We start from the raw sequence: 14,732 nt of genomic DNA, 5'->3' as shown, positions 1-14,732 counted from the left end.
AGTAAAAAGCGAATAGGCAGGAAGTCCTGCCTATTCGGATGTAAAGAGAACCTGATTGCTACAGCTTACTGGAATTGCTCGTTGCCGACCAGACCGATTTTGGTCACGCCCAGACGCTGCGCCGACGCCATCACACCGGCGACGACTTTATATTCCACCAGCTTGTTCGGACGCAAATGCACTTCCGGCTGGTCTGCTTGCGCAGCAACGTTGCTCAGCTTGGCTTCCAGCGAAGCACGGTCAGGAACGACCTGATTGTCCCACAGGATCGTGCCGTCAAAATCGACATCGATCGTGACGACCACTGGTTCGGTTGTCGGTGGCGGCGGGGTGCCGACCGGCATGTTCAAGTTCACCGAGTGGTTTTGCTTAGGAATCGTGATGATCAACATGATAATCAGCACCAGCATCACGTCGATGAGGGGCGTCATGTTCAGTTCCATCATTGGTTCCGGATCCGCGCCTGCTGCGCTTCCCGAACCGACATTCATACTCATAGTGTTTCCTTTAAGAAGTCCAACGAAGCACCGGGCGAAACTGCCGCCCGGTAAGCTTCTGGCAGTGGCGTCCCCATGTTGCCGGGACGCCGCTGCCAGTCGCTATCAGCCCTTGTCAGGTGGTTCGGTGATGAAGCCGACCTTCTGGATCCCGGCACGTTGGGTCGTGTAAATAACCCGGCCGATCGATTCGTAGCGTGTTTCTTGGTCGCCACGAACGTGTACTTCCGGCTGCGGTACTTTCACTGCTTCAACTTTAAGATAATCGAACAACTCGTTCGTGTCTTTCAGTTTGGTCTGGCCCAGGTAGATCTCGCCGTCCTTGTTAACAACGATGTTAACGTTCTCTGGTTTGGTTTGCAGGGCTTGATTGGCCTCAATCGGCAGATCGATTTTCTGCAGCTTGAGGACAACCGGACTGGTGATCAAGAAAATGATCAGCAAAACCAACATGATGTCGACGAGCGGCGTCGTGTTGATTTCTGACATTACTTGATCTTCATCTCCGCTGTCGGAGCCGACGGACATCGACATGATTCTTATCCGATCTTTTTAGCGCCGGCAGCACGGCCAGCTTCGCTGGTCGACATTACGCCGGAAACCAGAACCGAGTGAACGTCGGCGCTGAACGAGCGGATGTCTTCCATTGCGGATTTGTTACGACGAACCAACCAGTTGTAACCCAGAACGGCAGGAACGGCGACCAGCAGACCGAAAGCGGTCATGATCAGTGCTTCACCAACTGGACCTGCAACTTTGTCGATCGATGCGTTACCGGTCATGCCGATAGCGGTCAGCGCGCCGTAAATACCCCACACGGTACCGAACAGACCGATAAACGGTGCGGTCGAACCAACGGTTGCCAGGAACGACAGGCCATCTTGCAGACGCGATTGGACTTTGTCCGAAGCGCGCTGGATCGACATCGTCACCCAGGTCGACAGATCGATTTGTTCCAGCAGGGCGCCGTCATGGTGAGCCGTTGCCTTGGTGCCCGATTCAGCGATGAAGCGGAATGGCGAGCCTTCGCTCAAGGTTGCCGAACCAGCAGCGATCGAAGGGGCTTTCCAGAATTTGGAAGCGGCTTCTTTAGCTTGCTTGAAGATCTTCATTTGATCCAGCAGCTTGGTGATGATGATGTACCAGCTGCCGATCGACATGATGGACAGGATGATCAGGGTGGCGCGTGGCACGAAACCGCCATCCCATACTGCGGACAGGCCGAACGGGTTGTGCACTTCTTCGGTTTTGGCTGGAGCGGCTGCATCAGCGGCTGGAGTTGCTGCTGGAGCGGCGGCATCTGCAGCAACTGGTGCTGGTGCAGCGTCTGCCGCAGGGGCCGAAGCGGCAGCCGATGCTGGCGCGTCAGCGAATGCCGGAGCTGCTACCAGAGCGGTAGTAGCGGTAACGGACAACAGAACCGCGGCAAAAAATGCGGACAAACGGGTATTCTTAAACATGCTTCCTCCAAAATTAAAAATAACAGATCGCTGAACGTAATGACAACGAAATCATAGTGTGAGACAGGGGATAACTGTCTCGGGTTTTAATCCAGCGACCAAACGTATTGCATTTGCTGCCAGCCTTGTTCCGGCTTGCCGTCAACTGTTGCCGGCTTAAATGTACAGCGGCTGATACCTTGCACCGCGGCTTTGTCCAGGTCTCTGAAGCCGCTGGACTTCACGATCTTCGAATCAGCGACCTTGCCGTCTACACCGATCAGGAATGACAGTGTCACCACACCGGTTTCCTCATTGCGCTGCGACGACTTTGGATAAGCCGGTTTTTCGCAGACACTGAAGTCAACCACAGCCGGTGTACGCACCGATTTGGCTGGTCCAGGAGTTGGCGAAGGCTGTGCAGGCGGTGCTGGCGGTGCCAATACATTCGTGGCTGGCTTCACAGCAGTCGTATTTGCAATCACGTTCTGTTGTGGTGGCGGCTGCTGCACGTTCACCTCGACTGGCGGAATGAATGGCGGCGGTGGCGCCTTCATTTCTGGCGGCGGTGGTGGCGGTGGAAGATCCTTCGGTGGAGGCGGTTTGACTTCCTCGATAATCTTGGTTTCAACCGGTTCCATCATTTTGGTGACCAACCGCTTGCCCAAGCCCGTCGCGATCCCGTAAGCCGCGAGAACGTGCAGCAGGACAACGACAGTTATGCCTGTGTAGTTCTTGGGACTTTTCTCGTTCGAAAAATTCATGCCTGCTTTCTCCAAATACCATCTCTTGTCTTGCAACTGAACCCCAAAATGACGACACAAAGCTCCAGCCGTATCCGGGACGTCGCCGAATTATACATACGAATTCTTTATTTTACACAGATTTTTAACGCCTAAAACCGGTTAAATTTTTGGCGCTTTTGCGCCCTGAAAACGTACTTGCTTATGTCATCTTTGCACGCTTTCGGACAGAAAAAAAGGCGGTCTTATCGGTTTTTTACAGCCGTTTTGGGCGACCGCTGCTAAGTTCTCCGATGTGCCTATATGGCGGAATTATATTTCGTGATATTCAATATGGAAACTGCTAAATTTGGAGAAAAATATTTCTTTTTGGAAATGTTTTGGCGCAGAACCAGACCACTTAGCCCGCCGCGCGCACCAAACGGGTGCGAATCGCACTTCACCCAGGTCAAAAAAAGCGCTCCCGGAGGCCGTTTCGACGCCGCCAAGCCATACTGAATTCCTATACAGGCATAGGATACGCTTATATTCTTGCTAAAATTATTGCCAAGACGTCTATATCAAGGCCGTGCCGGCGCATCGTCGCGCCGGTTGCGCTTCTCGCGCCGGCAATTCAAGGTACCCAGGACCACCCCCTGCGGATCGACCGTATCGAGGTGCACATCGAAGCCCCACAGCCGTGCCACATGCTTGAGTACCTCGGCTGCCTGCTGGTTCAGCGGGCGGCGCTGGAATTGCGTGTGGCGCAGGGTCAACGCGCGGTCGTCGCGCGTATTGACGGACCAGACCTGAATGTTCGGCTCGCGGTTGCCCAGGTTGTACTGCTCGGCCAGTTGCTGGCGCACGTAGCGGTAGCCGGCATCGTCGTGGATGGCGGAAATGGCCAGTTTTTCATTCTTGTCGTCGTCGAGCACGGCAAAGAAGTGGAATTCGCGGATCAGCTGCGGCGACAAATACTGGGCGATAAAGCTTTCATCCTTGAAATTGCGCATGGCGAAGTCCAGGCTCTTGCGCCAGTCGCTGCCGGCCATGTCGGGAAACCAGGCGCGGTCTTCGTCGGTCGGGTGCTCGCAGATGCGGCGGATGTCGCTCATCATGGCAAAACCCAGCGCATACGGGTTGATGCCGCTGTAATAGGGGCTGTCGATGGGGGGCTGGTAGACCACATTGGTATGGCTTTTCAGAAATTCCATCATGAAGCCGTCGCCCACCACGCCTTCGTCATACAGCTGGTTCAATATCGTGTAGTGCCAGAAGGTGGCCCAGCCCTCGTTCATGACCTGGGTTTGCCGCTGCGGATAGAAGTACTGGGAAATCTTGCGCACGATGCGCACCATCTCGCGCTGCCACGGTTCCAGCAGCGGCGCATATTTTTCGATGAAGTACAGCAGGTTTTCCTCGGGTTCGGGTGGAAAGCGGGGCGCGGCCTTGCGTTGGTCGTCCTCTTCTTCGTCATCCTCGCGCCGGGGCAGGGTGCGCCACAGCTGGTTGATCTGCGACTGCACATAGGCTTCGCGCTCTTTCTGGCGCGCATATTCCTTTGCCATCGACAGTTTCGCCGGGCGCTTGTAGCGGTCCACGCCATAGTTCTGGATGGCGTGGCACGAGTCGAGCAGCAGTTCCACCGCATCGACGCCATGGCGCTGTTCGCATTCGGCGATGTAATTCTTGGCAAACACCATATAGTCGATGATGGCGTCCGCATCCGTCCAGGCGCGGAACAGGTAATTGCCCTTGAAGAAGGAGTTGTGGCCGTAGGCCGCATGCGCGATCACCAGCGACTGCATGGTCAGACTGTTTTCCTCCATTAAATAGGCGATGCACGGGTTCGAGTTGATGACGATCTCGTAGGCCAGGCCCATCTGGCCCCGCTTGTAGCTTTTTTCAGTGGAAAGAAAATGCTTGCCGAACGACCAGTGGTTGTACGACACGGGCATGCCCACCGAGGTGTAGGCATCCATCATCTGTTCGGCCGTGATGATTTCCAGCTGGTTCGGATAAGTGTCGAGGCCGAACTGTTTCGCCACTCTGCGGACTTCCTCGTGGATTTGCTCGATCAGTTCGAACGTCCATTCCGATTGCTCGGGCAGGGCGTTCGGGTGGCGCAGGCGCACAAACGGTTCGCCCGGGGTGTTGCTGGCGCGGTCAAAGGCTGCACTCATCATTTCACCTGTTTTTTGAACAGTTCGCGGAAGACCGGGTAGATATCGGCCGGCGTGACGATCTTTTGCATGGCGAAATGGGCGTGATGGTCGAGCACGCCCGCATATTGCTCCCACAGGTTTTGCTGCGGGCCGTCGGTGATCTCGACATAGGTGTAGTACTGCACCTTGGGCATGATGGTGCTGATCAGCAGTTGCCGGCACAGCACGGAATCGTTGTCCCAGTTGTCGCCGTCGGATGCTTGCGCCACATAGCTGTTCCATTGCCCAGCGCCATAGCGCTCGTCGATGATGGTGTTGAGCAAGTGCAGGGCGGAAGACACGACGGTGCCGCCCGACTCGCGCGAATTGAAGAATTCATGCTCGTCCACTTCAGCCGCCGCCGTATGGTGGCGGATGAAGACGACCTCGATCTTGTCGTAGGCGCGCTTGAGGAACAGATACAGGAGGATGAAGAAGCGTTTGGCCGTGTCCTTGCGCGACTCGTCCATGGAGCCGGACACGTCCATGATGCAGAACATGACGGCCTGCGTCATCGGCTTGGGCACCTTGATGCGGTTGCTGTAGCGCAAGTCGAACGGGTCGATGAAGGGGATCGCCAGCAAGCGCGTGTGCAGGTGATGGATCAGGCGGCGCAGCTCCGTGACCAGCGGGTCGCTGTCGGGCGCCCCTTCGTGCAGCAGGGTCGCCAGGTCTTCCTCGGCCTGCGCCAGCTGCCTTCGGGCGCCGCCGCCGACGGCGATGCGCCGCCCCAGCGCGCCGCGCAGGGAACGCAGCACGTGGATGTTCGATGGCGTGCCCGACATATTGTAGCCGGCGCGCTGGTTCTTGAATTCCGTGGTGGTCGTCAGCTGGGTTTTCACCATGTGTGGCAATTCCAAGTCCTCGAAGAAATAATTCATGAATTCTTCGCGCGACAATTCAAAGATGAAGTCGTCTTCCGTCGTCTCGTCGCTATTGCCCGCCTTGCCCCGCCCGCCGCCACCGCCGCCTTTCGGCCGGGCGATCTGGTCGCCTTTCAGGTATTCCTTGTTGCCGGGATTGACCACTTCCCATACGCCGCCATGCGCGTGGCCAAACGATGGTTCGCCCACGTCCTTGACGGGGATGCTGACCTTCTCGCCATTCTCGACGTCCGTGATCGAGCGCCCCTTGATGGCGCGCCCCACGGCATCCTTGATCTGGCTCTTGTAACGCCGCAGGAAACGCTCGCGGTTGACGGCGGATTTATTCTTGCTTTGCAAGCGCCTGTCGATGAGGTATGTCAAAGGGTGCCTCCTTGCCTCTCGTCTTGCGCGCTCCGCCAGTCGCCGGGCGGGAGCGCGCCTCCGCTGTCCGCGCTATGACGACTTGCGTACGCGCAAGTACCATTCGCATAACAGGCGTACCTGCTTGGCCGTATAGCCTTTTTCCACCATGCGGGCCACGAAGTCGGCGTGCTTGTTCGCATCGTCGGCGCTGGCCTTGGCATTGAAGGAAATCACGGGCAGCAATTCTTCCGTATTCGAGAACATTTTCTTTTCGATCACGGTACGGAACTTTTCATAACTGGTCCAGGCTGGATTCTTGCCGCCGTTCGAGGCCCGCGCACGCAGCCCGAAGTTTACGATTTCATTGCGGAAATCCTTCGGATTGGAAATGCCTGCCGGTTTCTCGATCTTTTCCAGCTCATTGTTCAGCGATTCGCGGTCGAAGCTTTCGCCCGTGTCCGGATCGCGGTATTCCTGGTCTTGTATCCAGAAATCGGCAAAGGTCACGTAGCGGTCGAAAATGTTCTGGCCGTATTCCGAATAGCTTTCCAGGTAAGCCGTCTGGATCTCCTTGCCGATGAATTCCACATAGCGCTGCGCCAGGTGCTCTTTAATATAGGAGAAGTAGCGCTGTTCGAGCTCCGGCGCGAACTGCTCGCGCTCGACCTGCTGTTCCAGTACATATAATAAGTGCACGGGATTGGCGGCCACTTCGGAATTGTCAAAGTTGAACACTTTCGACAGGATCTTGAAGGCAAAGCGCGTCGACAGGCCGTTCATGCCCTCGTCCACGCCCGCGTAATCGACGTATTCGTGCATGGACTTGGCTTTCGGGTCCGTATCCTTGAGGTTTTCGCCATCGTAGACGAGCATCTTCGAAAAGATGCTGGAGTTTTCCGGGTCTTTCAGGCGTGACAGGATGGCAAACTGCGCCATCATGCGCAGGGTGCCGGGCGCGCACGGGGCCTTGACCAGCGAGGAATTGGCCACCAGCTTGTCGTAGATCTTGATTTCATCGGACACGCGCAGGCAGTACGGCACCTTGACTATATAGATACGGTCAAGGAAGGCCTCGTTGTTGCGGTTGTTTTTAAAGGTCTTCCATTCCGATTCGTTCGAGTGGGCCAGGATGATGCCATCGAAGGGAATCGCGCCAAAACCTTCCGTGCCCTTGTAATTGCCTTCCTGCGTGGCCGTCAGCAGCGGATGCAAGACCTTGATCGGCGCCTTGAACATTTCCACGAATTCCATCAAGCCCTGGTTGGCCAGGCACAGGCCGCCCGAATAGCTGTAGGCGTCCGGGTCGTCCTGCGCATAGTCTTCCAGCTTGCGGATGTCGACCTTGCCCACCAGCGAGGAAATATCCTGGTTGTTTTCATCGCCCGGCTCCGTCTTCGAGATGGCGATCTGTTTCAGCACGGATGGATAGCGCTTGACGACGCGGAACTGATTGATGTCGCCATTGTATTCATGCAGGCGTTTCACCGCCCACGGGCTGGGGATGCTGCGCAGGTAGCGGCGCGGGATGCCGTAATCCTCTTCCAGAATGGTGCCGTCCTCTTCCTCGTTGAACAGGCCTAGCGGCGATTCGTTGACGGGCGAGCCTTTCAGGCAATAGAAGGGCACGTGTTCCATCAGCGACTTGAGTTTTTCCGCGATGGACGACTTGCCGCCGCCGACAGGCCCCAGCAGATACAGGATCTGCTTGCGTTCTTCCAGGCCTTGCGCCGCGTGGCGGAAATACGAGACGACTTGCTCGATGACTTCCTCGGTGCCGTAGAACTCGCGGAAGGCGGGATAGATCTTGATGATCTTGTTGGCGAAGATGCGCGACAATCGCGTGTCGTTGCGCGTGTCGACCAACTGCGGCTCGCCGATGGCGGCCAGCATGCGTTCGGGCGCGCTGGCGTACGTCAGCTTGTCCTTCTTGCACAGGGCCAGGTATTCGGTGAGCGACATTTCCTCTTCGCGGGTGCGCTCGTAACGTGCTGCATAGTTATCAAAAATGGTCATGTCAATGTCCTTTAATGTAAACCTGTACTGCCAGTCACCATGGCCGCCCGCCTGCCACTCGCCTGGGCTTGCCGTCTGAACTTTTCCTGTACCCCGTATCGATTTTTATTGTTGTTTCAAGCCCGGCTGTCTTTGCGAGTCCGGATTGCCCGGACCAAAAAACTGGCGCTTGATGCCGTGTGCTGACGTGGCCAGCCGGCTTTTTTTCACTGTTGATAGCGCTTGTTGCACCTACCTTTACCCCATGAAATTTATTATTGCTCTAAAGGATCAGGAAGTCAAAAGATATGTCGGCATATCCTTAATACTTGTTTGTAAATTGTTGATTTAATTGGATAAATCATCAAATTTTTCAACGGTTTCAATGAACCTTTTTGTACCTTTTAATCCATCATACGACAATTCGCCAGCGCGTGCCGATGCCGGCCATGGCGCTGCCGTTGCCAGCGCCATGGCGGCCGGGCGCCGATGCGGCCGGCCATCTTGCGCTAAGATGCCTGCATGTCTGATGGCCCTGCGCGCCGCGCGCACGCGGGCCAGCATTTTTATCGTCACCCTATAAGGAACACCCATGATGAACCCCCAATTGCGCGCGATCGTCCGCGGCATGCCGAAGGCCGAACTGCATATCCATATCGAAGGTTCGCTGGAGCCAGAACTGATTTTCGCACTGGCAGAGCGCAATGGCGTGCCGCTGGGCTATGAATCGGTGGAACACTTGCGCAGCGCCTATGCTTTTACGGATTTACAGTCTTTTCTCGACATTTATTACGCTGGCGCAAGCGTGCTCTTGAAAGAGCAGGATTTTTATGACATGACGCAAGCCTATCTGCGCCGCGCCGAAGCCGATAACGTGCTGCACACGGAAATCTTCTTCGACCCGCAAACGCACACGGCGCGCGGCGTACCCATGGCCGACGTGATCAATGGCATCCATCGCGCCTGCCAGGACAGCCCCGTCAGCGCGGCCCTGATCCTGTGCTTCCTGCGCCATTTGAGCGAAGAAGAAGCGTTCGAGACCCTGGAAGACGCGCTGCCGCACCGCGACAAATTCATCGGCCTCGGCCTCGATTCCTCGGAAGTGGGCAACCCGCCCGAGAAATTCTCGCGCGTGTTTGCCCGTTGCCGCGAGCTGGGTCTGCACCTGGTGGCCCACGCGGGCGAGGAAGGTCCACCGGCCTACATCCGCACGGCACTCGATGACTTGCAAGTCGAACGCATCGACCATGGCGTGCGCTGCCTGGAAGACGCGGAACTGACGGCCCGCCTGGCGCGCGAACAGATCGCCCTGACCGTCTGCCCGCTGTCGAACACCAAGCTGCGCGTCTTTGACCAGATGCATGACCATAACCTGGTGCAATTGCTCGATGCCGGCCTGCTGGTGACGGTGAACTCGGACGATCCCGCGTATTTCGGCGGGTACATGAACGATAACTTCGACGCCATCTTCGACGCCTTGCCGCTTGGCCTGTCTCACGCGCAGCGCCTGGCGCGCAACGGTTTTATCGCCGCCTTCCTGCCGCAGGCGCAAAAAGACGCCTTCCTCGCTACCGTCGATGCGTATTTTGCCCAGCACGCCGCCGCCCACGGCGCTGTGCAATAACGCATCACGATCCACGTTCATAAAGACCCGCCGCCCATGCTCCGCCTCTCCCTGAAAATGACCGGCCGCGACTGGCGCGCCGGGCAACTGCGTTTCCTGCTCGTCGCACTGATCGTCGCCGTGGCTGCCCTGTCGGCCGTCGGCTTCTTCGTCGACCGCCTGCGCGCGGGCCTGAACCGCGATGCGCACCAGCTGCTGGGGGCCGACCTGGTCATCAGCGCAGACCAGCCCGTCAATGCCGTCTGGCGCGCAGAAGCGCAGAAGCGCGGTTTTATCCTGGCCGACACGGTAACGTTTCCCAGCATGGCGCAGGCGGGCGAGGGCGAGCAATCGCTGTCACAGCTGGCGTCCATCAAAGCTGTCTCGCCTGGCTACCCGCAGCGGGGCAAGCTGAAAATCACGACCAGCACCAGCGAAGCGCAGGATGCCGTCGGCCAGCCGACTAGCCAGGTGCCGGCGCCCGGCACCCTGTGGGTCGATGCGGCCATCCTGTCCAGCCTGAACGCCAGGCTGGGCGACACTTTGACCCTGGGCGACAAGGCCTTTACCGTCACGCAGCTGATCGCCAGCGAGCCAGACCGCGGCGCCTCCTTTCTGAATTTCGCGCCGCGCGTGATGCTGCCCTTGAGCGACTTGGCCGCCACGGCGCTGGTGCAGAACGGCTCGCGCGTGTCATACCGGCTGCTGTTGTCGGCGCCGCCCGCCAAGGCGGCCGAGCTTGCGCAATATCAAGCCTGGCTGGAAAGCCAGATCAAGACGCAGGCCATCAAGGGCGTGCGCATCGAATCGCTGGAATCGGGCAGCCCGCAGATGCAATCGACCCTGGACCGGGCCGACCGTTTTCTTTCCCTCGTCGGCTTGCTGTCGGCCATGCTGGCCGCCGTCGCCGTGGCCATGGCGGCGCGCCGCTTCATGTTGCGCCACCTGGATGCGTGCGCCATGCTGCGCTGCCTGGGCCTGACGCAAAACCAGGTCACGGCCATGTACGTGATCGAATTTCTCCTGGTTGGCCTGGCTGGCAGCGTGGTGGGCGTGATGGTGGGCTTCGGCGGCCACCTGGTGCTGCTGGAGCTGTTGGGCAAGCTGGTGCAGAGCGACTTGCCGCCCGTTTCCATGCTGCCCGCCCTGCAGGGTGTGGCCACCGGCATGTTATTGCTGCTGGGCTTTGCCCTGCCGCCGATTTTGCAGTTGCGCAATGTCCCGCACAACCGCGTGATCCGCCGCGAGCAGGAGCCGCCGCAGGCGCTGGCTTTGGCCACATATGGCCTGGGCATCGCCGCCTTCGTCGTGCTGCTCTTGTGGCAGGCGGGCGACGTGAAACTGGCGCTGCTGACGGCGGCCGGTTTTCTTGGCGGCTTCGCCCTGTTCGGCCTGGCCGGCTGGCTGGGCATCAAGTCGCTGAAAACCCTGCGCGGCGCCTTCAATCACCAGGGCTGGCGCTTTGCCGTCACCTCCTTGCAGCGCCGCCCGGGCGCCACGGTGATCCAGGTGGTGTCCCTGGCCCTGGGCCTGATGGCCTTGCTGCTGCTGACGGTGGTGCGCGGCGACCTGATGGTGGCCTGGCGCAACGCCACGCCGCCGGACGCGCCGAATCGCTTCATGATCAATATCCTGCCGGAACAGAAAGACCCGATCGCCGCGCGCCTGGCCCGGGCCGGCGTGGCCAATGCGCCCTTGTATCCGATGATACGCGGGCGCCTGGTGGCCGTGAACGGCAAGGCCATCACGGAAACCACCTACGAGGATGACCGCGCCAAGGGCCTGGCCGACCGCGAATTCAACCTGTCGACGACGGCCACCATGCAGGAAGAAAACAAGCTCGTCGCCGGCAAGTGGTTCGGCAATGCGCCGGGCGCGCCGGCCGAAGCGTCGGTGGAAGAGGGCATCGCCAAGACCCTGAAGCTGAAACTGGGCGACAAGCTGCGCTTCGACATCGCCGGCCAGCCTGTCGAAGCGGCCATTACCAGCTTGCGCAAGCTGGAATGGGGCTCGATGCGCGTCAATTTTTTTGTCATCATCAACCCGGCCGCCATGGCGGACACGCCGCAGACGTGGATCACGGCCTTTCACCTGCCGCCCGCGCAGGCGGACCTGGGCAATGCCTTGCTGCGCGATTACCCGAACCTGACGGTGGTCGACGTGGGCGGCGTGCTGAAACAGATCCAGGGCGTGCTGGACCAGGTGGTGACGGCCGTCGAATTCCTCTTCGCCTTTTCCCTGGCCTCGGGCTTGCTGGTGCTGTATGCGGCGTTGATGGGCTCGCAAGACGAGCGCACGCGCGAAGCGGGCCTGCTGCGCGCCCTGGGCGCCACGCGGCGCCAGCTGGCGCAGGCGCAGCTGATCGAGTTTTCCCTCGTCGGCGCGCTGGCCGGCTTGCTGGCGGCATCGGGTGCGGCCGCCATGGGCTGGGCCTTGGCCACGTACCAGTTCAAGTTCGCCTGGAGCTTCGCACCCGGCGTGTGGGCTTTTGGTTTGCTGGCCGGCGCCCTGTGCGCAATTGCCGGTGGCTGGCTGGGCTTGCGCAATGTCTTGAAACATCCGCCGCTGCAAACCTTGCGGGAAAGCTGAGGGCGGGCTTAGATGCCGACGCTGTCGGCCGCCTGCGCGCGTAAAAATTGCGCGTAGGACATGACCGGCTGTCCCAACTGGTGCGGCGGCACGTCGAACAGGGCCCAGAAGTAAGTTTCGCGCCCCAGGCAGACGGTTGGCGCGGCGCAGTAGCGGAACCAGTTTTCGCCGATGTGCGCCGCATACATGCCGTCGCTGTCGGCATCGGAAAAATACGGGATCACGCGCATTTCCAGCAAGGCCAGCAGCAAGGACTCGGGCGCGTCGCTGTCGCGCGCCATTTCGTACTGCGTGTGCAGGCTGCGTTCCGTCTCGATGATCATCAGGCGGGCCTGGCCGTCGCGCGTGAAGAACAGGATGCCGCTGGGATTGGGAAAGATGTAAAACTCGACGAAGCCATGGCGCTGGCACAGCTCGTGCACGACGGCGGTCAAGGCTTCGTCTTGCAGGAAACTATAGTCGTGCAGCAATAGCAAGTCGCGCACTGTGTCCGACTGCTGCAGGAAGAATTCGCGTTGCAGGGCATGGACTTCCTGTTCCAGGATATCGAGCGCATCGTCGTCGCTCTTCTTGATGTAGCGGTCGATCAAGCCCCGGTTGAAGGCCGTCACGGCCACTTTTTCATCGGCTGCACCCGTAAATAAAATCTTCTTGCATGGCAAGTCACGCACGGCCTGGCAGAATTCCAGGCCATTCATCTGCGGCATCGAATAATCGACCACCAGCACGGACGGCACGGCAAAGCGCTGTGCCTGGCCGCTGATGCGCCAGATGCGTTCGAGATCGAGCGCCACGTTGCACTGGTCGGGCGGCAGGTTTTGCGTGTCGAAATTGACGTGCAGCGGCGTCTCGCCCAGTTGCGTGCTGTGGCGCAGCCAGTGCAGCGCACTGCTGGTGTCGTGGAAAGTCTTGCGCGCCAGGCCGGGATCGAGCTGGAACGCCAGGCTTTTCAGGAAGGAATCGCTGTCGTCGATCAATACGGTCAGGGTAGGATGGGTGTAGACGGGCAGTTGCATGCGTCACCTTGCGGGAGAAGAGGGTTGGAAGCGGGCAGGCAGGGGCTGGGGAAATTCCAGGATGAAGATCGCATACGCATGTTCGCGCGATACGCAGCGGATGCGCGCTTGCCAGGCGGTGACGATCTGCCGGCACAGTGCCAGGCCGATGCCGCTGCCGTTATGCACGGGATACGAATAAAAACGCTCGAAGATCAACGGCAGGCGGGCCGGCGCGATGCCGCAGCCCGTGTCGATGAACAGCAGCCTGGGCACAGGGCGGGCGCCGTCGATGATGATGCGCACGCGGCCCTTGCCGGCCCGCTGGATGGCTTTCAGCGCATTTCTCAGCAGGTTCAGCAGGATCACCACGCACAGTTCGTCCTGGCCGGCGAACTGGAAGTCGGCGCGCACGTCCACCGTGACGCTGGCCCGCTGCAGCTTGCCGGTAAACGGGTAGCGCTTGAGCACGGAGCTGACCATCGCCAGCATCGAGAGCGTCTGGCTGGGCTGCAGGTTGCGGTTCACGGCACTGGCGCTCATCAGGAACAAATCGATCATGTGCTGCATGTGGCGCACTTCAAACTGGATGCGCGACAGGGCTTCCTGCAACGGGGGGATGTCGTCCGCCTGGCCATCCAGCTGCGGTAGCAGCCGGCGCATGCCCCGCACATTCGCTTCCACGCTGGTCAGCGGCGTGCGCAGTTCGTGCGCCACGGAACCGAGCCCGGCCGCCATGCCCGCCAGCCGTTCCCGTTCCAGTACCTTGCTGCCCACTTTCACCACGGACAGCGCGGCGATGGTGAACCAGTGCACGGGCAATTGCTGCAGCACTTCAGGCTGCAGCAGGTAGGTCCCTTCCCCTTGCAGGATGACGGCCAGGCAGGCTGCTCCCGTGCCGATCAGGTAGGCGCGGCAGGCCAGTCCCGTTTCGAAATGAAACAGCACCACCAGGCCGATCAGCAGCGATTGGCTCCAGATGGACGAGGCATGATTCATCAGAAACATGAAGGTAAAGAAGAAGGGCAGGATGTAGCTGAGCGCGAACAGCAGGTAGCGCGACAGCCAGCGGACCGAGAAGCGGCGCGCAAACAGGCCGGCCACGCAAATGCCCACGCCCGTCAGGCGCAGGGTCAGGTTTTCATAGGCTTGTGGGAAAAAAAATTGCCACAGCAGGTAGTACAGCGGCATGGCGACCGTGCCCACGGCGGCCAGCATGGTGACGCGGCTAGCCAGGTTTTCATGCGGCACGCGTTCATGTAGCAGCGAATGGAGCAGGCGCCTGCGCCAGTGTGTCCATCCTCCTTGCCATTGCTGCGTCATGACTCTGCCTTGATTCTCTTCAGAACATTATCATCGCGTAATTTTTCTTGGTTGTACGGTTATCTCGCTGGACATTGATATACGTCAATGGATGGATTGGCAACACGGTCAAGGCTTTAATCCGCAGCAAACCCTTCCC

12 protein-coding genes are annotated in these 14,732 nt (G+C 59.2%); 2 read left to right on the top strand and 10 right to left on the bottom strand.

Annotated features, from left to right (window positions below):
* Positions 1–65: 65 nt before the first annotated feature.
* The 8 genes from ACQ4WY_RS08785 to ACQ4WY_RS08750 all read right to left on the bottom strand — a co-directional run bounded on the left by ACQ4WY_RS08785 (position 66) and on the right by ACQ4WY_RS08750 (position 8,677).
* A complete protein-coding gene (locus ACQ4WY_RS08785) occupies positions 66–497 on the bottom strand; it encodes an ExbD/TolR family protein (RefSeq protein WP_180977327.1) in 432 nt (143 codons plus the stop codon).
* Between the two features lie 105 nt (positions 498–602).
* Positions 603–1,031, bottom strand: a complete 429-nt coding sequence (locus ACQ4WY_RS08780; RefSeq protein ID WP_152285027.1) for an ExbD/TolR family protein — start codon at positions 1,029–1,031, stop codon at positions 603–605.
* A gap of 5 nt (positions 1,032–1,036) precedes the next feature.
* Entirely contained in the window at positions 1,037–1,957 is a 921-nt protein-coding gene (locus ACQ4WY_RS08775) for a MotA/TolQ/ExbB proton channel family protein (protein WP_353660328.1), read from the bottom strand.
* Between the two features lie 86 nt (positions 1,958–2,043).
* Entirely contained in the window at positions 2,044–2,700 is a 657-nt protein-coding gene (locus ACQ4WY_RS08770; RefSeq protein ID WP_353660329.1) for an energy transducer TonB, read from the bottom strand.
* A 539-nt stretch (positions 2,701–3,239) separates the two neighbouring features.
* Positions 3,240–4,841 (bottom strand): SpoVR family protein, encoded by a 1,602-nt coding sequence (locus ACQ4WY_RS08765; protein ID WP_353660330.1) that lies wholly within the window; start codon positions 4,839–4,841, stop codon positions 3,240–3,242.
* Positions 4,841–6,109: a YeaH/YhbH family protein gene (locus ACQ4WY_RS08760; protein WP_353660331.1), complete on the bottom strand. Its 1,269-nt coding sequence runs from the start codon at positions 6,107–6,109 to the stop codon at positions 4,841–4,843. Before ACQ4WY_RS08760 ends, ACQ4WY_RS08765 begins: the two co-directional genes overlap by 1 nt.
* Positions 6,110–6,181: 72 nt before the next feature.
* Entirely contained in the window at positions 6,182–8,104 is a 1,923-nt protein-coding gene (locus ACQ4WY_RS08755) for a PrkA family serine protein kinase (RefSeq protein ID WP_436503657.1), read from the bottom strand.
* Between the two features lie 327 nt (positions 8,105–8,431).
* Positions 8,432–8,677 (bottom strand): hypothetical protein, encoded by a 246-nt coding sequence (locus ACQ4WY_RS08750; RefSeq protein WP_436503656.1) that lies wholly within the window; start codon positions 8,675–8,677, stop codon positions 8,432–8,434.
* Between ACQ4WY_RS08750 and ACQ4WY_RS08745 the strand changes: the two genes are divergently transcribed.
* Together ACQ4WY_RS08745 and ACQ4WY_RS08740 are read left to right on the top strand one after the other, a co-directional pair.
* Positions 8,676–9,707 carry an adenosine deaminase gene (locus ACQ4WY_RS08745; RefSeq protein WP_436503655.1) on the top strand — a complete coding sequence of 344 codons (1,032 nt, stop codon included), beginning with the start codon at positions 8,676–8,678 and terminating at the stop codon, positions 9,705–9,707. The two genes, ACQ4WY_RS08750 and ACQ4WY_RS08745, sit on opposite strands and share 2 nt — an antisense overlap.
* Before the next feature lie 36 nt (positions 9,708–9,743).
* On the top strand, positions 9,744–12,275 hold the full coding sequence (locus ACQ4WY_RS08740) for an ABC transporter permease (RefSeq protein WP_436503654.1): 2,532 nt from the start codon (positions 9,744–9,746) through the stop codon (positions 12,273–12,275).
* Positions 12,276–12,283: 8 nt separating this feature from the next.
* Here the strand turns inward: ACQ4WY_RS08740 and ACQ4WY_RS08735 are convergent, their stop codons facing one another.
* Both ACQ4WY_RS08735 and ACQ4WY_RS08730 read right to left on the bottom strand, forming a co-directional pair.
* The gene (locus ACQ4WY_RS08735; RefSeq protein ID WP_436503653.1) at positions 12,284–13,291 is read right to left on the bottom strand and encodes a response regulator; all 1,008 of its coding nucleotides are present in this window, start codon (positions 13,289–13,291) and stop codon (positions 12,284–12,286) included.
* Positions 13,292–13,294: 3 nt separating this feature from the next.
* Positions 13,295–14,593, bottom strand: coding sequence for a sensor histidine kinase (locus ACQ4WY_RS08730; RefSeq protein WP_436503652.1), 1,299 nt, complete (start codon positions 14,591–14,593; stop codon positions 13,295–13,297).
* Positions 14,594–14,732 lie beyond the last annotated feature (139 nt).

This window comes from Janthinobacterium salmonicoloratum (assembly GCF_051380845.1).
In the GTDB taxonomy this organism is placed as follows: domain Bacteria; phylum Pseudomonadota; class Gammaproteobacteria; order Burkholderiales; family Burkholderiaceae_D; genus Janthinobacterium; species Janthinobacterium lividum_F.
This window is presented reverse-complemented; position numbering and strand designations above follow the sequence as displayed.